Source organism: Inconstantimicrobium porci (genome assembly GCF_009696465.1).
GTDB classification, from domain to species: Bacteria; Bacillota; Clostridia; order Clostridiales; family Clostridiaceae; genus Inconstantimicrobium; species Inconstantimicrobium porci.
In genome coordinates, this window is the sequence record NZ_VULX01000037.1 from 1 (window position 1) to 21,835 (window position 21,835).

Consider the following 21,835-nt stretch of genomic DNA (forward strand, 5'->3'; position numbering starts at 1 on the left):
TCAAGATTAGATTTCCCATAGCGTAAGCTAGTAAGATCCCTTGAAGAACACAAGGTTGATAGGTCAGAGGTGTAAGTGTGGTAACATATTTAGCTGACTGATACTAATAGATCGAGGGCTTGACCAAATTAAAAAGGAAACTCACTCAGCAGAGCTGAGGAGTAAGTTCCACTGACAAAATACAAGATTTTGAGTGTCACTTAAAACTTATATGCAATTTTGAAAGAATATTCTTTCAAAGAAATTGTTGTTAAAAAATCAGAAGTTAGGCTGACGAAAAGGAAACTCCTTCTCACGTACGTTCGAATGAGTGCTGTTTCGTGGCAAAATCGAAGATTTTGACTCAACATGCATCTGGTTATGATGTGTTTTTGGGTTACACCCCTTCCCATTCCGAACAGGATGGTTAAGCCAATTACAGCTGATGGTACTGCATGGGGGACCGTGTGGGAGAGTAAGTGGTAGCCAGGTTATTTGGATCTTTAGCTCAGTTGGTTAGAGCAACCGGCTCATAACCGGTAGGTCCGGGGTTCGAGTCCCTGAAGGTCCACCAGAATGAGAAAAGCCATTGCAGATTGCAGTGGCTTTTTTGATGTATAGTATTTAAATGTTAATATACTTTTAAATATGTGGTGTTACCGACCTATAATATGGACAAACAGCAGCAAATATCGTATAATTTTAAATATATTTGAAAATAAAGGAAGCAGGGGAATGAAATCGTTTAGTAGGGCGAAAAAATATGCAAAGTATATTTTTATGGTGATAATAATTAATATAGTGATTGGTTGTTTTTATTCTATTCCGATGGTGTATTATGGACCATTTAAAAATATAAGAGAAATGCTGGTAACAACAGCAATGAGTACAATGACACATAAATATATCGCTACATTATTTTTGTCGGATGAGGAAATAAATAAAATATTAAATAAGAATAAGGTTAATGATAATGGAGAAAGTCATTCTTCTGATATAAAGGTAACTGCTACAGCTGCAAAAGTAACTGATCCTAGGGAAGGAATTGAATCAATTAAAATTGATAATGGAAACTTACATGGTAATATGCTAATAATTAAGGATTCAAAGAGAATTAAATTGGGTGTAAGTAAAGATATTGGAAAGTTTGGCGAAAAACTTGATGATATGTGTAACAGATATGGTGCGATAGCAGGAATAAATGCTGGTGGCTTTGTAGATGATAATGGACAAGGCAATGGTGGAACTCCAACAGGAATTGTTGTGAAGAATGGTGAGATGGTTTTTAAAGATCCACATATAGCTGATGAACCTATTAATACAATAGGATTTAATAGTGATGGAATATTGGTTTTAGGAAAGTATAAGTATAGTCAGATTGATGGTAAGTTAGAAGAAAACAAGATACATGATGCAATCTCTTTTTCACCATTTTTGATTCTTAATGGTGAGCCGACAATAACTAGAGGAAATGGTGGAGGTGGAATTAATCCTAGAACTGTTGTTGGACAAAGAAAAGACGGAGCTGTAATATTTTTAGTTATTGATGGTAGACAGTCATTTTCTCTAGGAGCAACTCTAAAGGAAGTACAGAATATAATGCTTGAATATGGAGCTTATAATGCTGCTAATTTAGATGGAGGATCATCTACTACTATGTATTATGATGGCAAGATAATGAATAATCCATGTAGTAGCGATGGTATAAGGTTTATAACAACTGCATTTTTAGTTGAATAGTAGTGAGGTACAATATGAAAAAAAGGATAAAGATTATTTGCATATTTGGATTAGTATCTTTCATATTACAGACTGGTGTATTGTTGATATTAAACAATAAGGTTTTTGAAGGATTTGCTGATGATAATAGCGGATCAGCAAAAAATATTGCTGATGCATCTAAAGCAGAAAAGCAAGAAGAGTTAAATAAAAAAGAGCAGGCTGATAAAAGAGAATGCAATAAGGTTGACATTAGCAATAATGCAAAAAATATAAGTATAGCAAGGTCAAATAAATATATTGCATATGTTGAGGATCATAAAATATGTTATATTGATACAAAAAGTAATTCAAGGAAAACTATAGATGGTGTTGTTGCGCAATATTATAAATGGACATCTGATGATAATATAATAATTACTGCCCAAAATCAGAATTATAGGAATAGAATCGATATATACTTATATAATGTAAGTGAAAATAACTTAAAAATACTTCAGCAGATTAAGTTAAAGAGCAGCGAATCTAAGGTAGAACAAATAGTATGTTCTCCTTTTAAGAATATTTTCTTTATAAAAATTAAAAACGATGAAGTGGACAAACTATATAAGTTAAATATTAAAGACGAGATAGAACCAGTTGAGACAGTTACTAAGAATATAAGCAGTATGGCTGTAATTCCTCATGAGGATAAAATTATATATAAATCTGATGCAGTGTCTAAGTTCTATATAACATACTGTGATACGAAATTAAAATTCAATACTGAAAATCAGATGGTACTTCTTGGAGTAGATGAACAGGATAGAATATATGTAGCAGAGAAAGATAATGAGGATGATAATATTACTAGTATATATTATGGAAGAATGAATGATGCTGTTGATTTGTGGAATAAGATTGCAGTTAATAAGAAGATGAGTATAGATAATATCATAGTATCAGATGATGCCATATATTATGTTGATAAAGAAAAACCAGCAATTGTTAATTTGGAAAATAATAAAGAAACTAAATTTAAAGGTATTGTTAAGGGTATTAATAAAAAAGAAGCATTTGTTATCAATGAAAATAAGATAGAACGTATAAAGTTATAGAGTGGTATTAATATACCACTCTATTTTTTTGAATTTAAATTTACATTTAATACATATGTATCTTGATAAAAAGAAAAATAATAAAGTTACTAATCGATTTCATTTATCAAAATTATAAATTACCTACAAAATTTGGAAAAAATCCCTGCAATAAAAAGGGTAATGAGCTACTCTGTAGAATATAATATATAGAATATTTGGCAAAATAAGTATAAGGGGGTAGTCGTATGGCAAGAAAAGATGAGGTTAATGAGAATAAGATTGAGAAGAATGATGCTAAAGATGATTTAAAAAAAGAGAAAAAATCTAAAAAGACTATGGTTAAAAAGTCAGCTGCTAATAAAAATGCTTCAGTAAAAGCAAAAGCTAAGACAGAAGCAGATTCAGATAAAGAAAAGACAGCTAAGTCAGTGGCAAAAAAATCAACTAAGAAGACTACAAAAAAGACTGTTAAAAAGGTGGAAAGGGTAGAAGAACCAACAGTTAGTAATGTAGAAGCAAATGCTGAAATAAAAAGTACAAAAAAAGATAGTGAAGTTAAAAAAACTATAAAGAAGCAGGCTAAAAGGGCAACTAAGAAGGTAAAGGCTACAGCAAAGACTGTTGCAGATAAGATTAAAGACACAACAGAGAAAATAAAAGAATCTGAAGTAAAAAATGTAAATAAAGAGGTTGCTGATATGGATGCATTTGGTCTTGATAACTTTGCAAAGTATTTATTCCACGAAGGCAAGAACTATAAGAGTTATCAGTTCATGGGAGCACATCTATGTACTGAAAATAATGTTAAAGGAGTCAGATTCACAACTTGGGCTCCACATGCATCAAAGGTATATGTAGTTAATGATAATACTAACTGGAGCATAAACGATAAGTATGAAATGAAGAAGGCATCTGAAGGTGGAATATGGACTGTATTTTTACCTGGAATACAGGAGGGAACATTATATAAATATGCAGTTCTTGATGGTAGCAACAAAGTATTACTTAAGTCTGATCCATATGGATTTTATTCAGAGCTTAGACCTAATACTGCATCAATAGTAGCAGATTATGATAATTACAAATGGAAAGATTCAAGATGGATAAAAGCTAGAAATAAGAAGAATATATATCAGAGCGCAGTTAATATATATGAAGCACACTTAGGATCTTGGAAACTTAAAGAAAATGGAGATTATTATTCATATAAAGAATTAGCTGAGATTATGCCTAAGTATGTTAAGGAAATGGGCTACACTTATGTTGAATTAATGCCTGTTATGGAGCATCCGCTAGATGATTCTTGGGGATACCAGGTTACAGGTTATTATTCTGTAACAAGCAGATATGGAAGTATTAATGATTTTAAATATCTTGTTGAAGCATTCCATAAGGAAGGAATAGGAGTAATTCTTGATTGGGTACCTGGACATTTCTGTAAGGATTCACATGGGCTATACAGGTTTGATGGAACACCAGTATATGAATATTCAGATGGAAGATTAAGCGAAAATAAAGGCTGGGGAGCTGCAAATTTTGACCTAGGAAAGAGAGAGGTTAAAAGTTTTCTTATTTCAAATGCAGTATTTTGGTTTGAAAACTATCATATAGATGGATTAAGGGTAGATGCAGTAGCTAATATGCTTTATCTTGATTATGATAGAAGACCTGGAGAATGGAAGCCTAATAAATATGGAGAAAATAAGAATCTTGAGGCAATTCAGTTCTTTAAAGAACTAAATACAGCAATATTCAAGGAATTTCCATATGTACTTATGATTGCTGAGGAATCTACAGCATGGCCACTAGTTACAAGACCGGCAGAGATAGGTGGACTTGGATTTAACTTTAAATGGAATATGGGATGGATGAATGATATTCTTCAATATGTTCAGATAGATCCTAAAAATAGGAAATATCATCACCAGAAGTTAACATTCCCAAGCATGTATCAGTATTCTGAAAACTTCATTCTTCCAATATCTCATGATGAAGTTGTACATGGTAAGAAGTCACTTATAGATAAAATGTGGGGAGATACATGGAATAAGTTCGCAGGATTACGTCTCTTTATAGCATTTATGCTTGGACATCCTGGCAAAAAAACTTTATTTATGGGTAGTGAGTTTGGACAGTTTATTGAATGGAGACATAAAGAACAGCTTGAATGGCAGCTTATCGATGAATTTAAGCAACATGCTGATACCCAGAAGTTCTTTAAGGAGATAAACAAATTTTATAAGGATAATGAAGCTTTATGGAAATACGATTATGATGGAAAAGGATTCGAATGGATAGACGCAGATAATAATGAACAGAGTATTCTTATATTTATGAGAAAATCTGATAAACCAGAGGATACCCTGATTTTTGTATGTAACTTTACTTCATCTGTATACTATGATTTCAAAATTGGTGTTCCATATTACGGAGAATATGTTGAAAGATTCAACACAGATAGTGAAGCATATGGTGGTTCAAATCAGGTAATAGAGGATATTCTTGTATCTAAAAAAGAAGGATTTCATAATCAGAAAAACTCTTTATTAATAAAAGTACCACCTATGGCTGCATTAGTTATAGGTGTTAAGAGTATATATAAAGAGAAGAAGGTTGTAAAGAAGAGTGATACAGTTAATAAAAAAGAGGAAGAGAATAATAACAAGTAAGTATTGTTAAGGGGGAGAATTCATGCGAAAAGTATTGTTTGTGGCTTCAGAAGCTGCACCATTTATTAAGACTGGTGGACTTGGTGATGTAATGGGTGCATTGCCGAAGGCACTGGTGGCAAAAGGTTATGATGCAAGGGTAATAATACCTTTATATCAGAATATAAAAAGCAGCTATAGAGAAAAGTTTGAATTCATTAAATGGATTACAGTACCTGTAGGATGGAGAGATTCATATTGTGGAATATTTGAATATGAGCATGAAGGCGTAAAATTCTATTTTCTAGATAATGAATATTATTTTAAGAGAGGCGGATTATACGGATATTATGATGATGGAGAAAGATTTGCATTCTTCGATAGAGCTGTGCTGATGGCAATTAAGGCTATAAATTTTAAGCCTGATATAATCCACTGTAATGATTGGCAGGCAGGAATGGTTCCAGTTCTTTATAAACTGGAGTATTGCAAGGACCCATTCTATTATGATATAAAGAATGTTTTTTCAATTCACAATCTTTTATTCCAGGGAACATTTGATAAAGGCATCCTTCCAGAATTATTTGGATATGATATGGAACCATATCTTAATAAGAGTATTGAACTCTATGGCGGAGTAAGCTTCATTAAGGGTGGAATTAATTATGCAGATAAGATATCTACAGTAAGTAATACTTATGTTCAGGAAATTAAAACACCTAGATATGGAGAAAGGCTTGATGGACTATTAAAGGTCAGAGAACATGATTTATGGGGAATCTTAAACGGTATTGATTACAATGTATACAATCCTGAAACAGATCCTAATATTTATAAGAATTATAATCTTGAAACTATAGATGATAAAGTATATAACAAATTACAATTTCAAGCTTCAATGGCTCTTCCGCAGAAGAAAGATGTACCTATGGTAGCTATCATTTCAAGACTTACACCTCAAAAAGGAATGGATCTTATAGCAAATATTGCTGATAAACTTCTTCAGCAAAATATTCAGCTTATAATTTTAGGAACAGGAGACAGAGGATATGAGGATCATTTTAAGAATCTTGAATATAGATATAGAGATAAGGTAAGAAGCTGTATTATGTTCAGTGATTCTTTGGCACATAAAATATATGCTGCTGCAGATATTCTTGTTATGCCTTCTTTATTTGAACCATGTGGTCTAGGACAGCTTATAGCTTTAAGATATGGAACTATTCCTGTAGTAAGAGAAACAGGTGGATTAAAAGACACTGTTCAGCCTTATAACCAGTTTACAGGTGAAGGAAATGGCTTCAGCTTTGCAAACTATAATGCATGGGAATTATATTTAACTATTGAACATGCACTTTCATGTTATTATGACAAACCAGTATGGGACGGATTAATTAGATATGCAATGCAGTCAGATAACAGTTGGGAAAATGCTGCTGAGAAGTATATATTACTGTATAACAGTTTATATTAATACAAAAAAACATATGCGTAAAAGGAGGAATGGCAATAATGAAACTTAGCAAGAAGACATTTAAGAAAGACTATATTAGAAAATTCATAGAAATTCATGGTAAAGAATTGCAAGAAGGAACTCCTCAAAATAAATATGAAGCACTAGGATCTCTGGTTAAAGATTATATATCAGAGATGTGGATGAATACAAATAAGAATTACAATAAGACAGGTGAGAAACAGGTTTACTATTTTTCAGCAGAATTCTTACTTGGAAGACTGCTTGGAAATGCTTTATTAAATCTGGGAATAAGGGATACTTGTAAGGAAGGGCTTAAGGAATTAGGAATTAACCTTGAAGAACTTGAAAACTTAGAGCAGGATCAGGGGCTTGGCAATGGAGGACTTGGAAGATTGGCAGCCTGTTTCCTTGATTCTATGGCATCTCTTAATATTCCAGGACAGGGATGCGGAATAAGATATAAATATGGATTTTTTGAACAAAAGATTATAAATGGATCGCAGGTTGAAGCACCTGATAACTGGTTAAAGAATGGTAATGTGTGGGAGACAAGAAAGCCGGAAAAAGCTGAGGTAGTCAGATTTGGTGGCGAAGTTGTTACAGATGTTGTAGATGGAAATCTTACATTTACACATATTAATTTTGAACCGGTACTGGCAGTTCCATATGATACACCGATAGTTGGTTATGAAAATGAGGTTGTCAATACTTTGAGATTATGGAGTGCAGAGCCAGTATCCAATGAATTTGATTTTTCATCATTTAGCAGAGGTGACTTTTTAAAAGCTATTGAATATAAGAATTCAATAGAGGCTATATCGCATGTACTTTATCCAGATGATTCTTTTTATGAAGGTAAAATCTTAAGATTAAAACAGCAGTATTTCTTTGTATCTTCAGGTATACAAAGTATTGTAAGGCATTATATAAAACATGGTGGAGATTTAAGATATTTTGATGAAAGAATAGCTATTCATATTAATGATACCCATCCAACTTTAGCAATTCCAGAATTAATGAGACTGCTTGTTGATGAACATGGAATGAACTGGGATGATGCATGGAGAATTACTACTAACACAGTATCATATACTAATCATACAATACTTGCTGAAGCACTTGAAAAGTGGCCAATTGATATGTTCAGAAAGTTGTTGCCAAGAATTTATATGATAGTAGAGGAAATAAATAAGAGATTCTGTGCAGATTTATGGAATAAATATGACGGACAGGTTGAAAAGATTTCTAGTATGGCAATAATTGGTGATGGATATGTAAGGATGGCAAATCTTGCTGTTGTAGGGAGCCATAGTGTAAACGGAGTTGCAAAACTTCATACTGAGATATTAAAGAAACAGGAGATGAAGGATTTTTATTATCTTTATCCAAGAAAATTCAATAATAAGACTAATGGTATAACTCACAGAAGGTGGCTTATTAAGTGCAATCCTGGTCTTGCAAGTCTTCTAAATGAAACTATAGGTAGCAGCTGGATAAAGCATCCTATTGATATGATCAATTTCAATAAGTATGTCGATAATCCTGGTGTTCTTGAAAAGTTAAGAGAAATAAAACATGAAAATAAAGTTAACCTTGCAAAGATTATTAAAGAATCAAAAGATATTACTGTTGATCCTGATTCAATTTTTGATGTACAGGTTAAGAGAATTCATGCATATAAGAGGCAGACGCTGAACTGCTTAAGAGTAATGAATCTATATAATGAATTGTTGGAGGATCCTAATAAGGAGATTGTTCCGAGAACAGTTATATTTGGAGGAAAAGCAGCTCCAGGATATATGCTTGCAAAGAATACAATTGAACTTATAAATGCAGTGGCAGATAAGATAAATAATGATCCTAGAGTTAATGATAAACTAAAGGTTATATTCCTTGAAAATTATAGGGTATCTCTGGCTGAGAGTATTATACCAGCAGCTGATCTTAGTGAGCAAATTTCAACAACTACTAAGGAGGCATCAGGAACTTCAAATATGAAGTTTATGATGAATGGAGCTGTAACAATTGCAACACTTGATGGAGCAAATGTTGAAATACGTGATGAAGTTGGAGACGATAATATTATAATTTTCGGAATGAATGAAAGAGAAGTTATTAATTATTATAAAAATGGAGGATATTCTTCAGTTAATGTGTGCAATCAGGATCCAAGACTTAGAAGAGTAACGCAGGATTTAATAAATGGCTATTATTGTTCTGACAAAGAAAAATTCAGAGCTGTTTATGAGAATTTGATAACTTATAACGATGAATTTTTTGTTCTGAAGGATTTTGATTCTTATTTAAGAGCTCAGGATAAGGTTGATCAATTATTTAGAAATCAGAATACATGGCAGAAAATTGCTGGAATAAATATAGCTCATTCAGGGATATTCTCTAGTGATAGAACTATAGAGGAATATGCAACAGGAATATGGGGCTCAGGATTCCTTTATAAGAACTTATAAAGCATGAAGTTAATATAATTTATACTGCTGGGGGAGATGGTGATAATTGAGCTATATAATGCATGATTCTCAGAATACATGGTTCAGAAATCCCTTTGGTGCAGTGGAAACTGGACGGGATATTACACTTAAGATTGAGGGAGACGATATTGATGAAGCATATCTTAATCTAATTTATCCAAGCGGAGAGAATAGATCTGTAAGGATGAACAAAGAACAAAAAGTGCAATATCCCAATACTTTTGTTTTCAGCACCACAATAAATACTGGAGATAGAAGAGGTCTTATCTTTTACAGCTTTACGATAAAGCAGTACGGAAGAGTATTTTTCTATGGTAACAATCAGGAGTTTTTAGGGGGCGAAGGCAAGATATATAACAATAATCCTATTAGTTATCAGATTACAGTTTATCGTGAATGTGAATCTCCAAAGTGGTACAAGGAAGGAATTGTATATCAGATATTTGTTGACAGATTTTTTAACGGTAATGAATGCTGTAAGATTGAAAATCCTAAAAGTAATAGTTTCATCTATGCAAGGTGGGATGACAGGCCCATGTATATAAAGAATAATGATGGAAGTATTGTAAGATGGGACTTTTATGGAGGAAATCTCCTTGGTGTTATAAAAAAATTAGGATATCTCCATGAGTTAGGAGTCACTGCTATTTATTTTAATCCTATTTTTGAAGCATCATCTTCACATAGATATGATACTGGAGACTACAAGAAGATTGATCCTATGTTTGGTGATGAAGATATATTTAAGAAGTTATGCGTTGAAGCTGAAAAGCTTGGAATTCATATAATTCTTGATGGTGTATTCAGTCACACAGGATCAGACAGTATATATTTCAATAAATATGGGAATTACGACAGCGTTGGTGCATATCAGTCAAAAGAATCTCCATATTATGAATGGTATCAGTTTAGTTATTATCCAGATAAATATGAATGCTGGTGGGGCATAGGAAATCAGCCTAATGTTAATGAACTAGTTCCATCGTATTTAGATTATATAATTTATGATAAAGATTCAGTAATAAACAAGTGGATGAATCTGGGTGCTGATGGCTGGAGGCTTGATGTTGCTGATGAACTGCCGGATAAATTTATCAAGGAACTTAAGAAAGAGATGAAGAAGAACAAAAAGGATTCAGTTCTTATTGGGGAAGTATGGGAAGATGCTTCTAATAAAGTAAGTTATGGATCAAGGAGAGAGTATCTTTATGGAGATGAACTTGATTCAACAATGAATTATCCATTTAGGGATGATGTGATTGGTTTTCTTTTAGGCAATATTGATTCTAGAATGTTTATAAGAAAAATGATGAGTCTTAAAGAAAATTATCCAAGAGAAAACTTTTATTCAATGATGAATATGCTTGGTACACATGATACTGAAAGAATCTTAACTGTATTTGAGAATAATAGAAGTAGACAGGATGCAGTAAAACTTTTAAAGATAGCAGTAGCAATCCAGATGACTCTTCCAGGTGTACCCCATATATATTATGGAGATGAAGTAGGCGTTACTGGTGGAAAAGATCCTGATAACAGAAGCACTTACCCATGGGGAAAGGAAGACAATGATATATTATCTCATTATAAAAAGATGCTGAGAATCAGAACAAGAAGTACCTGTCTTAAAAAAGGAGAGCTTAGATTTTATGGAACTGACTATGATGTAATTGCATTTGAAAGATACTATAAAAATGAAAAAGTAATCACTGTTGTCAACAGAAATCTGTCATCTTCTAAAAATATAACTTTAGATATATTAGAAGGTGAATATGAAAATATGCTGACAGAAAAGAAAGAGGTATTGGATTCTAAAACAAGCATAAAAGTTGGACCTGCAGAAATTAAAATTTTGAAATTGCTTATTGATAAAAGAATAAATATATTAGGTATAAATTCATAGAAGTGCTCATATTGTTAAATGAGATAATTTTTGTTTCGGGGGTAGAGCAATGATACGAACACTTGTATGTGAAAAAGAAGGGTGTACAGGAAACAAATTTTACGTAAAAAGTGATGGAGGAAATCTTTATATAAAGTGTAAGGAATGTGGCGAAGAATATTGTTATGACGTAAGTTATTATGATTATAAAATACTTTCTTCATGTTCTAACTGTGGTAATGATTTATTCAAGATTTTTAAGGATACTGATAAAGAAGGTATATATATAAAATGTTCTGAATGTGGAAGTCCTCCTGAAAAAATATATGTAGATGATGATGGTAATCAAGTAACATATGAGGAAAAAAAGCTTGAAGAAATGAAGAATATGATTTATGGCATAGATCAGAAAATAAATGATATGAATAATACCATAAATCAGGTAAAAAACGATCAAGAATTTTTAGAAGAATCAATGGCATATTTGAATAAATTTATAGCATCTAAAAATTAAGAAATACTATTAAGCTGATTATATGTTGATAGTAATATGAAGTAATGCAGCAATAATAGGATAGATATGTTAATAAATGAGATTTTGAACAGCAGTAATTCAGCTATCTGTATTCTGCTTTCATAATCTTATTCTGATTTTTTGTTTATGGAGAGAACAATAATATTTGAAAATATATATTATGCTGTACTTTGTATATTATCAACATCTAAATATCAAATGATTAAGCAGTTTATAACTTAAGTATAAGATGCATAATAATTTAAAAATAAAAGACGTATAAATAGGTTAATATTGAGAACTGTTAATTTGTTAAGGAGGGGTTTATAAATATGGCAAAAAAGGAAATGATAGCAATGATTTTGGCAGGAGGACAAGGATCAAGATTAGGTGTTTTGACAAAAAAGTTGGCTAAGCCTGCTGTGCCTTTTGGAGGTAAATATAGAATAATAGATTTCGCATTAAGCAATTGTTCAAACTCAGGTATCCATACTGTAGGGGTTTTAACACAGTATAAACCATTAGAGCTTAATTCACATATAGGAATAGGCAGTCCATGGGACCTTGACAGAAGAGGCGGCGGAGTATTTATACTTCCACCATACCAGGAAGAAAAAGGGGGAAACTGGTATAAGGGAACTGCTAATGCAATATATCAGAATATAGCCTTCGTAGATAATTATGATCCAGAATATGTTCTTGTACTATCAGGAGATCATATTTATAAGATGGATTATGAGAAGATGCTTAATTTTCACAAGAAAAATGCAGCAGATGCAACTGTTGCAGTTATTAATGTAACTTTAAAAGAAGCAAGTAGATTTGGAATTTTAAATACAAATGATGATGGTTCAATTTACGAATTTGAAGAAAAGCCAAAGGAACCAAAGAGTACCAATGCTTCTATGGGAGTTTACATTTTCAATTGGAAAGTATTGAAGAAATTCCTAAAGGAAGATGAAGCAGATAAAGATTCACAGAATGATTTTGGTAAAAATATTATTCCTAAAATGCTTGCAGACAGAAGAAGAATGTTTGCATATGAGTTTAAAGGATACTGGAAGGATGTTGGAACTATAGATAGTCTTTGGGAAGCTAACATGGATCTTCTTAAAGATGATAATGGACTTGACTTATATGATAATGACAGCAGAATTTATTCTGTAAATCCAGTAAGACCTGCACAATATATAGGTTCTGAAGCAGATGTAAAATCATCTCTAGTAGTTGAAGGATGCGTAATCCATGGAACTGTTAAGAATTCAGTACTTTTTCAAGGCGTTTATGTAGGAAAGAATACAGTAATTAAGGATTCAGTCATTATGCCTGATGCAAGAATAGGTGACAACGTAACTATAGATAAAGCAATTATAGGAAGTAGAGCAGTTATAAGAAAAGAAAGCAGAATTGGTAATGGTGACACAGTTACTGTCGTGGCTGACAAAGAAGAAGTTAAAAGCGGAACTGTTATAGAATAAAAAAACGTATCTAGATTGTGGAGGGAAAATTTAATGAAAAACTATGTTGGGATAATAAATTTAGACGAAAAGGAAGACCAGATAAGAGAATTAACAATTACAAGACCATTAGCTTCAGTACCACTTGGTGGTAGATATAGAATAATAGATTTTATTCTTTCAAATATGACTAATGCAGGTATAGATAATATTGGAATTTTTGCGAAGAGCGCTTCAAGATCATTGATGGACCATTTGAGTAATGGACGTCCATGGGATTTACACAGAAAGAAAGATGGACTTAGATTCTTTAATTTTGGACAAACAGCACCAGTAGATGATGATGTTCATGTATTTGCAGATAATCTCGACTTCTTTAAATATTGTAAACAGGAGTATATACTATTAGCACCATCATATATGATTTGTAATATAGATTTTGTAAAAGCTGAAGAATATCACGAACAAAGTGGAGCAGATGTCACAATAATATATAAAAAAGTAAATAATGCAAATGATCATTTTTATGGATGCGATTTGCTTAATATAGAAGATGAAAGAGTTGTAAGTGTAGGCAAGAATATTGGTAATAATAAAGAAGCAACAATTGGAATGGAAATGTTCCTAATGAAAAAAGACTTATTTGTGGGCCTTATTTATGAGTGTATTAAGACTGGAAAATGGTCAAAGATTAAGCAGTGTATATATGCTAATCTTTCAAACTATAAAGTAAGAGCATTTGAATTTGATGGATATTTATCATGTGTAAATTCACTAGCTTCTTATTATATGGCTAACATGGACCTTCTTAATACAAGGATAAACAATGAATTATTTTTTGACAATGGACCTATTTACACAAAGACTAAGGATGAGGCACCTACAAAATATACAGAAGACAGCAATGTTGTTAATTCAATAGTTGCTAATGGATGTTATATTGAAGGAACAGTTGAAAATTGCATAATTTCCAGAAGAGTAAAAGTAAATAAAGGAGCAGTACTTAAAAACTGTATTATTCTTCAAAATACAGTTATAGGACCAGATGCAAAACTTACTCATGTAATTACTGATAAATGTTCATATATTTCTAAGGGAGAAAACTTGATGGGTTCTAAGAATTATCCTATAGTAATTGAAAAACAAAGAATATTCTAATTATAGCTGGGACTGTGAAATATAAATATTTTTATGTTTTTGCAGCCCTTAGTTTATATTAACATAAATTTGTTGGTATAATATAGTTTATAAGGAATGTTATGGGGCGAAATTCTTAAGCAGTTCATTTGGTTAAGATTATTGAAGTGTGATAAATAAATGAGATTGAGGGGTTGAACATGATGAGAGTTTTATTTGTAACAGCAGAAGCATATCCCTTTATGAAAACAGGAGGATTAGGAGATGTCTCATATGCGCTTCCTAAGGCTCTAAAAAAATTGGGCATGGATGTTAGGGTTATAATGCCTAAATATAAATTTGAAAAAAGAATAAGAAGAAGAATGAAGAAGATAGCTGACTTTTCTACATATATAGGCTGGACTGTCGTCAGCTGTTCCTTATGGACTATGAAATATGATGGGGTTACTATGTACTTTGTAGATAATTCTCGTTATTTTTATAGAAAAAATCCTTATGGATATTATGATGATGGAGAGAGATTCATTTATTTTTCTAAGGCAGTTCTTGAAAGTATAAAATATCTTGGCTTTCAGCCTGATATAATGCATTGTAATGATTGGCACTGTGCACTTTCGATACCTCTTAAAGATATATATTATAAAGGGGATTTACGATACGAGAATATAAAAACTATATTTAGTATTCATAATATTCTTTATCAGGGTGTTTATTCAAAGGATATTTTATGGATGCTTGGTATAGATGAGGACAAGTGTTATACAGAAGATACACTGAAGTATTATGATTCTGTATCATTCATGAAGTGGGCAATAACTACGGCGGATAAAGTTTCTACAGTAAGCAGCTCTTATGCAGAGGAGATAAAAGAAGAGTATGTTTCATTTGGATTATCACCAGTGTTCAGGAAGAGAATGGACAACGTTTATGGTATTCTTAATGGAATAGATTACGATATGTTTAATCCTGAAAAGGACAAAGAAATTTATAAGAACTTCAATGCTGCATGTATAGAAAACAAGATTAAAAATAAGCTTGCTCTGCAGAAGGAGCTTGGGCTGGAAGTTGATCCTGATATACCGATAATAGCTGTTATAACAAGGCTGACTGATCAGAAGGGAATAGATTTAATTGAATCTGCACTGAATTATATAATGAAGAAGAAAGTACAGTTTATTGTTAATGGAGTTGGAAACAAGAATTATGAAGGCATGCTTAAGTATATGGAAAGCAAGTATAATGGTAGTTTTAAGGCGTGCATTGTATTTGATTCTGATCTTGCCAAAAGAATCTATGCATCTTCTGATATGTTTTTAATGCCTTCGAAATTTGAACCATGTGGTCTTGGACAGATGATTGCAATGAGATATGGAACTATTCCGATAGTAAGAAATACAGGCGGTCTGAAGGATTCAGTATCAGAATTTAATAAATATACATTAAAGGGAAATGGATTTACTTTTGATGATTATTCTATTGAATCAATGATGGGAGCTATTGATAATGCACTTAAGTTATATGGCGATAAAGAAGTGTGGAAAGCACTGATGGTTTCAGCCATGAATACTGATAATACATGGGATAGGTCAGCAAAGCAGTATGTAAAAATGTACTCAAGAATCATGAAAAAGAAGAAAAAGAAGTACGATAATAAAAATAATATAAACAACGAAAAAAATAAACTTGAATCAGAGTATAGGGTATAATGTATAACGCATAGTATTGGATGGAATTGGCTGTTCTGATTTCTTAATTTAAATGAATTAGAAACTCCGTAGGAGTTTTATCCTTTACTGTGCGTTATGCTCTATGAATTATGAACTAATTTGTGAATAACGGAATATAGCATAAGAATATATTATTAAATAAAGTATAGGTGGAGTTGATAACATGGAGGATGATAACTTACATAAAAAAAATAAAAGAGTAGTAGTGAAAGTTGGTACTTCCACTCTGACTTATGAGAATGGAAATATTAATTTAAGCAGGCTTGAGAAGCTTACTAGAGAGATATCAGACCTAACAAACAGGGGATATGAAATTATTCTTGTTTCATCAGGTGCAATTGGTATGGGTAAGGCAAAGCTTAAGCTTACGGAAAAGCCAAAGACTATTATGGAGAAGCAGGCAGTAGCAGCTGTTGGACAATGTGAACTGATGGCTTTGTACAGCAGACTTTTTGGGGAATACAGTCATACAGTTGCTCAGGTTCTTCTTACAAGAGATGTTATAGAAGATAAACATATGAGAAATAACGTAAGTAATACATTTAAGGTCCTTCTGAGCAGAGGTATTATCCCTATTGTAAATGAAAATGATACAGTTTCTATAGATGAAATTGAGAATGTTTGTAGATTTGGTGATAATGATAAGCTTGGTGCAATTGTTGCAAATGTTACCAATTCAGATTTATTAATTATTCTTTCAGATATAGATGGACTTTATGACTGTGATCCAAGAAAAAACGAAAATGCAAAGCTTGTAGAGGTTGTAGAAGAAATTGATGAAAAACTTGAGCAGTCTGCAGGGGGAGCTGGTTCTGATGCTGGAACTGGTGGAATGAAGACTAAAATTGAAGCTGCAAAGTTAACAATGGACAGCGGAATAAATATGATAATAGCAAATGGCTCAGAAGAAAAATCAATAGACAGAATCTTAAGCGGTGAAAAAATCGGAACTTTATTTATAGGAAGGAGTGAAAAGTAAAATGGGCAGTATTAATGATATAGGAATGAAAGCAAAAAAGGCTAGCAGAAAGCTTGCGTTATTAAGTACTTTAGAAAAAAATAATATACTTCAAAAAGCAGCAGATATTCTTGAGAAAAACGCTGGATATATTATAGAACAGAATAAAATAGATATAAAAAATGCGGAAGATGCAGGAATGAAGACAACACTTATTGACAGACTTAGCCTTAATGAGAGCAGAATAAAAGGCATGGCTCAGGGGATGAGGGATGTCGCAAAACTTGATGATCCTGTAGGAAGTGTTGACTCTATGTGGAAAAGACCAAATGGTCTTCAGATAGGTCAGAAGAGAGTTCCGCTTGGTGTTATCGGGATTATATATGAAGCAAGACCTAATGTTACTTCAGATGCAGCATCATTATGCATAAAGTCAGGCAACTCTGTAATTCTTAGGGGAGGAAAAGAGGCTATAAACTCCAATAAAGCTGTTGTTAAGATGATTAAGGAGGCATTAAGAGAAAGTGGCATTGATGAAAACTCAGTTCAGCTTGTTGAAGATACGTCAAGAGAATCTGCAAATGAAATGATGAGACTTGATAAGTATATCGATGTGCTTATACCAAGAGGGGGCGCAGGACTTATACAAGCTGTAAAGAAAAATTCTACTGTGCCAGTTATTGAAACTGGTGTTGGCAACTGTCATATATATGTTGATAAAGATGCTGACTTAGATATGGCCTGTGATATTGTAATCAATGCAAAATGTAGTAGACCATCAGTGTGTAATGCTGCTGAATCGCTGCTTATACACAAGGATATTGCGGATAAGTTTGTACCTATGATATGCAGCAAGTTACGAGATAATAATGTTGAAATAAGAGGATGCAGTAAGGTGCAGTCTTTATTCAATGATGTTGTTCCAGCAGATGAGGAAGACTGGGGGAAAGAATATCTTGATTATATAATGTCAGTAAAGGTGATTGATTCTATAGAAGAAGCAATTGATCATATTGATAAGTATAGTACAAATCATTCAGAAGCTATTGTGACTAATAATTATAATAATGCTCAGAAGTTCTTAAATGAAGTTGATTCTGCAGCTGTTTATGTTAATGCATCAACAAGATTTACAGATGGCGGAGAAATGGGCTTCGGTGCAGAAATAGGAATAAGTACACAGAAGCTTCATGCAAGAGGACCTATGGGGCTTAAACAGCTAACAACAATAAAATATATAGTTTATGGAGATGGACAGATAAGAAAATAGTGTTTCATTTATTAAAATGTTACCTCACCAGCATTAATGTTGTGTATAATATACAGTATTGATTATTTTATTTATATAACGGGGAGGAAAATTAATGGATAAGAGTTCCAGAAAAAAGATAATAATGTGGATTCTATTCCTTGGCTGGATTTCTTTTATATTTTATATGTCAAATCAGCCAGCAGTAATATCTGATGAACAAAGCGGATTTGTTATAGATCTGATTAAAGCTATGGGAATTGATATAGAAAGCAAATTTGGAGAACTTACTAACTTTGCAGTAAGAAAAGCCGCACATGTTTCAGAATACTGTGTACTTGCATTTATATCATACAATCTTGTAAGATGCTATATAGAAAAGAAGAATCATGCGAGACTTTACTGCATAATAATAGTATTTTTATATGCTTGCACAGATGAAATACATCAGCTTTTTGTTCCAGGAAGATCAGGAATGTTCAGAGATGTGCTTATAGATACAAGCGGGGCGGTAATTGCAGTAGTAGTACTTTATATTATTGACAGGGTAAAAATAAAGAAATATAAAGCAGTACAATAATTTAGAGTTTAAATTTAGAATTCAGGATGAAAGCAGCCTACTGATTTCTTACATCTTAATGGAGGACAACTCCAAGCATTTGAAGTTAAAAAGACTGGTTTTATATCGGTCTTTTTTGTTACATAAATTTTGAATAAATGGATTAAGTGGCTTATAATATAAAATATATGTGTTATAAAAATATCAATTATATTTTTTATGATATGGGGAAGAGGTTTATTTTAATTAGAAAAGGGGTAAAAACATGGGAAAAAAACTAATTTCAGTATTAACTGCAGCAACAATGGCAGCAGCTTTATTAATGGGATGCGGTGGTAACAACACAGCAGAAAAGAATACTGCCAAAACAACAAAAGAAGCCAAGACAATAAATATGATAGTTCCTGATGGACTTCCAGCAGTGGCTTTATCAAAATTTATGACTGATACAAAAAAGATAGATAATGTTACTATAAATTCTTCTATAGAAAAAACAACAGAAGCATTATCAACTGCAATAATGAAAGGTGAACCAGATGTAGCAGTTGTTCCATCAAATTTAGCAGCGCAGGCTTATAACAAAAAGGTTGGCTATAAAATACTTGGTACAGTTGGATGGGGATCAATGTATCTAGTTTCTACAGATTCAGCAGTTAAACAGTTAAGTGATATAAAGGGCAAGGAAGTTTATTGCCTTGGAAAAGGCTTAACTCCAGATATAGCATTCAAGAGCGTATTAAAGCAGAATAATATTGATGCTGACAAAGATGTAAATATTACATATGTAAGTGCAGCTTCAGAGCTTCCACCAGTAGTAATAGGAGGAAAGGCTAAGCTTGCAGTTGTTCCAGAACCAGCATTAACAGCAGTTAAGGCAAAGAAAAAGGATCTTAATGTGATTTGTAATCTGAATGATGAATGGAAGAAAATTTTGGATTCTGATTATGGATTCCCTCAGTCAACATTAATAGTAAAAGAAAGCCTTCTTAAGAATGACAAAGAATTTGTCAACAAGTTAGCTGACAGTGCAAAAGAAAATGTAAAGTGGGTTAATGACAATAAAGACAAAGTCGGAGCCATGAGCGAAAAGCTAGGTGTTACTGTAAAAGCAGTTATAGTAGCTAAAGCATTAGAAGATGCAAATCTTGATTTTGTAAATATAAAGGATTCTGAAAAGGTATATACAAAGTACTTTGAAGAATTAAATAAGTATCAGCCTAAAATAATAGGAGGAAAAGTACCAGATGCTAAAATTTTTACGAGCCAAAACTAGTAGAAAATTAATTTTTACTTTTATATGGATTGGTATATGGTGCATAGCGGCAGGAGTGGTGTCAAACGACATCCTTCTGCCGTCTCCTTTAAAAGTAGCAGATAATTTTATTACATTATTACAAGACAAATCATTTATTCATATAATATCAAGTACTCTTCTAAGGGTGGTTGTTAGTTTTATCATTTCTTTACTTTCGACAATGGTTATAGCTGGAATTTCGTGTTCGTTCAGTATATTTGAAGATTTTATTTATCCACTTATTTCAGTATTTAAGTCTGTACCAACTATGGCATTAATAATTATCCTGCTTATATGGCTGGATAAGGAAACTGCTCCATATATAATAGGCGTTATTATTTCATTTCCCATATTATATGAAAATATTATGAGCAGCATAAAGTGTATAGATAAGGATGTTATAGATATGGCATATATATATAATGTTACATTAAAAAGGAGAATAATCGACATATACATTCCTTCAGTTATTTTTTCAGTACATGGGATATTAAGCTCAACTATATGCCTTGTGTTAAAGGTTGTTGTAGCGGGAGAAATTTATGGCCAGCCAAAGTACGGGATAGGCGTATCTCTGCAGCTTGAAAAGATGTATTTTAATACGACAGCTATTATTTCATGGATAATAATAGTGGCAGTAATATGTCTTCTAATAACATTTTTAAGCAGAATATTAGGGAAGGTATTATATAGATGGAAGAGGTAGTAAAGTTCAATAATATAAATAAATCATACGGAGACAGTAAGATTTATGACAACTTTAATATTGATATAAGAAAAGGCAGAATCAACTGTATCCTTGGAAAATCAGGCTGTGGTAAGACTACTTTGTTGAAAGTGATTGCAGGTGACAGCAGATTCAAAGGGCATATCAGTTATATATTTCAGGAAGATAGGCTTATTCCATGGAAAAATATTTATAAAAACATGGAGTTTGTCCTTGAAAAAAAATATACAAGATATGATAGGAAAAATATTATTAATAAATATCTTTCAATGCTTAATATAAGTGAATGTAGTAATAAATATCCTTCAGAATTAAGTGGTGGTATGAGACAGAGAGCAGATATAGGAAGAGCATTTGCATATCCGGGTGAAATATTGCTTATGGATGAACCGTTTAAATCACTAGATATAAAAACTAAAGAAGATATAATAAATGATTTTAAACAAATGACTATAAAAGAGAAAAGAACTGTAATTCTAGTTACACATGATATAGATGAGGCGCTAAAAGTTTCTGATTATATTTTTGTTTTTGGAAAAAGACCAGTTGAGATTCTACAGCAGTATGATTTATATGATAGCAATAAGGAGATTATAGCTATAAAGCAGGAAGTTAAAGAATTATTTGGTATATATAAAGCATAAACATTTCCTGGTGTACCTCCTGTAGAAAAAGGGCGAAAAAAAGAGGATAAGATATTAATATGGATTTAACTTTGAATTATTAATATATTAATAAAAACATATAAAATTGAAAGTGATAAGATAGTCAATGTCACCGAGATGTGATGCGGAAATTGAATGAAAAATTGAGACACATTTAAGTTCAAGTTTCTGAAAAATCTTTTCAAAAAAAGTGTTGACACAAAACACTGATGATGATAAGATAGTCAATGTCGCTGAAAGGCAGCAAGAAAAAGGAACTTCTCACAAGTGAGAAG

At 32.2% G+C, this 21,835-nt stretch carries 16 protein-coding genes, 1 tRNA gene and 2 rRNA genes; all 19 read left to right on the forward strand.

Annotated elements, in window-relative coordinates; genetic code table 11:
- Positions 1-127, forward strand: a 23S ribosomal RNA gene (locus FYJ33_RS14805); the annotation flags it as partial.
- A 226-nt stretch (positions 128-353) separates the two neighbouring features.
- A 5S ribosomal RNA gene (gene rrf, locus FYJ33_RS14810) occupies positions 354-471 on the forward strand.
- 5 nt (positions 472-476) lie between these two features.
- Positions 477-553: transfer RNA gene (locus FYJ33_RS14815), tRNA-Ile, on the forward strand.
- Between the two features lie 161 nt (positions 554-714).
- Positions 715-1,719, forward strand: coding sequence for a phosphodiester glycosidase family protein (locus FYJ33_RS14820; RefSeq protein WP_206046722.1), 1,005 nt, complete (start codon positions 715-717; stop codon positions 1,717-1,719).
- Positions 1,720-1,733: 14 nt separating this feature from the next.
- Complete coding sequence (locus FYJ33_RS14825; protein WP_154532577.1) at positions 1,734-2,795, forward strand: hypothetical protein; 1,062 nt, start codon at positions 1,734-1,736, stop codon at positions 2,793-2,795.
- A gap of 227 nt (positions 2,796-3,022) precedes the next feature.
- The gene (glgB, locus tag FYJ33_RS14830) at positions 3,023-5,446 is read left to right on the forward strand and encodes a 1,4-alpha-glucan branching protein GlgB (protein ID WP_235900873.1); all 2,424 of its coding nucleotides are present in this window, start codon (positions 3,023-3,025) and stop codon (positions 5,444-5,446) included.
- A gap of 22 nt (positions 5,447-5,468) precedes the next feature.
- Positions 5,469-6,899, forward strand: a complete 1,431-nt coding sequence (gene glgA / locus FYJ33_RS14835) for a glycogen synthase GlgA (RefSeq protein ID WP_154532579.1) — start codon at positions 5,469-5,471, stop codon at positions 6,897-6,899.
- Positions 6,900-6,928: 29 nt separating this feature from the next.
- Positions 6,929-9,370 (forward strand): glycogen/starch/alpha-glucan phosphorylase, encoded by a 2,442-nt coding sequence (locus FYJ33_RS14840; RefSeq protein WP_154532581.1) that lies wholly within the window; start codon positions 6,929-6,931, stop codon positions 9,368-9,370.
- A gap of 58 nt (positions 9,371-9,428) precedes the next feature.
- Entirely contained in the window at positions 9,429-11,294 is a 1,866-nt protein-coding gene (locus FYJ33_RS14845; protein WP_206046723.1) for a glycoside hydrolase family 13 protein, read from the forward strand.
- A gap of 49 nt (positions 11,295-11,343) precedes the next feature.
- The gene (locus FYJ33_RS14850) at positions 11,344-11,787 is read left to right on the forward strand and encodes a hypothetical protein (RefSeq protein WP_154532585.1); all 444 of its coding nucleotides are present in this window, start codon (positions 11,344-11,346) and stop codon (positions 11,785-11,787) included.
- Between the two features lie 332 nt (positions 11,788-12,119).
- Positions 12,120-13,265 carry a glucose-1-phosphate adenylyltransferase gene (locus FYJ33_RS14855; RefSeq protein ID WP_154532587.1) on the forward strand — a complete coding sequence of 382 codons (1,146 nt, stop codon included), beginning with the start codon at positions 12,120-12,122 and terminating at the stop codon, positions 13,263-13,265.
- Positions 13,266-13,298: 33 nt separating this feature from the next.
- Positions 13,299-14,402 carry a glucose-1-phosphate adenylyltransferase subunit GlgD gene (gene glgD, locus FYJ33_RS14860; protein WP_154532589.1) on the forward strand — a complete coding sequence of 368 codons (1,104 nt, stop codon included), beginning with the start codon at positions 13,299-13,301 and terminating at the stop codon, positions 14,400-14,402.
- Positions 14,403-14,581: 179 nt separating this feature from the next.
- On the forward strand, positions 14,582-16,087 hold the full coding sequence (gene glgA / locus FYJ33_RS14865; protein ID WP_235900874.1) for a glycogen synthase GlgA: 1,506 nt from the start codon (positions 14,582-14,584) through the stop codon (positions 16,085-16,087).
- A gap of 184 nt (positions 16,088-16,271) precedes the next feature.
- Positions 16,272-17,087 (forward strand): glutamate 5-kinase, encoded by an 816-nt coding sequence (gene proB, locus FYJ33_RS14870; protein WP_154532591.1) that lies wholly within the window; start codon positions 16,272-16,274, stop codon positions 17,085-17,087.
- Between the two features lies 1 nt (position 17,088).
- Entirely contained in the window at positions 17,089-18,336 is a 1,248-nt protein-coding gene (locus FYJ33_RS14875; protein WP_154532593.1) for a glutamate-5-semialdehyde dehydrogenase, read from the forward strand.
- A 94-nt stretch (positions 18,337-18,430) separates the two neighbouring features.
- Positions 18,431-18,895: a VanZ family protein gene (locus tag FYJ33_RS14880; RefSeq protein WP_154532595.1), complete on the forward strand. Its 465-nt coding sequence runs from the start codon at positions 18,431-18,433 to the stop codon at positions 18,893-18,895.
- Positions 18,896-19,139: 244 nt separating this feature from the next.
- Positions 19,140-20,147 (forward strand): ABC transporter substrate-binding protein, encoded by a 1,008-nt coding sequence (locus FYJ33_RS14885; RefSeq protein WP_154532597.1) that lies wholly within the window; start codon positions 19,140-19,142, stop codon positions 20,145-20,147.
- Positions 20,119-20,874: an ABC transporter permease gene (locus tag FYJ33_RS14890; RefSeq protein ID WP_154532599.1), complete on the forward strand. Its 756-nt coding sequence runs from the start codon at positions 20,119-20,121 to the stop codon at positions 20,872-20,874. The genes FYJ33_RS14885 and FYJ33_RS14890 overlap by 29 nt, the downstream gene beginning before the upstream one ends.
- Complete coding sequence (locus FYJ33_RS14895) at positions 20,862-21,539, forward strand: ABC transporter ATP-binding protein (RefSeq protein WP_154532601.1); 678 nt, start codon at positions 20,862-20,864, stop codon at positions 21,537-21,539. Before FYJ33_RS14890 ends, FYJ33_RS14895 begins: the two co-directional genes overlap by 13 nt.
- Positions 21,540-21,835 lie beyond the last annotated feature (296 nt).

Coding starts and splice junctions, on each gene's coding strand:
- FYJ33_RS14880 (WP_154532595.1), top strand. CDS start 18,431: ATGGATAAGAGTTCCAGAAAAAAGATAATAATGTGGATTCTATTCCTT.
- glgD (WP_154532589.1), top strand. CDS start 13,299: ATGAAAAACTATGTTGGGATAATAAATTTAGACGAAAAGGAAGACCAG.
- FYJ33_RS14885 (WP_154532597.1), top strand. CDS start 19,140: ATGGGAAAAAAACTAATTTCAGTATTAACTGCAGCAACAATGGCAGCA.
- FYJ33_RS14825 (WP_154532577.1), top strand. CDS start 1,734: ATGAAAAAAAGGATAAAGATTATTTGCATATTTGGATTAGTATCTTTC.
- FYJ33_RS14845 (WP_206046723.1), top strand. CDS start 9,429: ATGCATGATTCTCAGAATACATGGTTCAGAAATCCCTTTGGTGCAGTG.
- FYJ33_RS14875 (WP_154532593.1), top strand. CDS start 17,089: ATGGGCAGTATTAATGATATAGGAATGAAAGCAAAAAAGGCTAGCAGA.
- FYJ33_RS14895 (WP_154532601.1), top strand. CDS start 20,862: ATGGAAGAGGTAGTAAAGTTCAATAATATAAATAAATCATACGGAGAC.
- glgA (WP_154532579.1), top strand. CDS start 5,469: ATGCGAAAAGTATTGTTTGTGGCTTCAGAAGCTGCACCATTTATTAAG.
- FYJ33_RS14820 (WP_206046722.1), top strand. CDS start 715: ATGAAATCGTTTAGTAGGGCGAAAAAATATGCAAAGTATATTTTTATG.
- FYJ33_RS14850 (WP_154532585.1), top strand. CDS start 11,344: ATGATACGAACACTTGTATGTGAAAAAGAAGGGTGTACAGGAAACAAA.
- proB (WP_154532591.1), top strand. CDS start 16,272: ATGGAGGATGATAACTTACATAAAAAAAATAAAAGAGTAGTAGTGAAA.
- glgB (WP_235900873.1), top strand. CDS start 3,023: ATGGCAAGAAAAGATGAGGTTAATGAGAATAAGATTGAGAAGAATGAT.
- FYJ33_RS14855 (WP_154532587.1), top strand. CDS start 12,120: ATGGCAAAAAAGGAAATGATAGCAATGATTTTGGCAGGAGGACAAGGA.
- FYJ33_RS14890 (WP_154532599.1), top strand. CDS start 20,119: ATGCTAAAATTTTTACGAGCCAAAACTAGTAGAAAATTAATTTTTACT.
- glgA (WP_235900874.1), top strand. CDS start 14,582: ATGATGAGAGTTTTATTTGTAACAGCAGAAGCATATCCCTTTATGAAA.
- FYJ33_RS14840 (WP_154532581.1), top strand. CDS start 6,929: ATGGCAATAATGAAACTTAGCAAGAAGACATTTAAGAAAGACTATATT.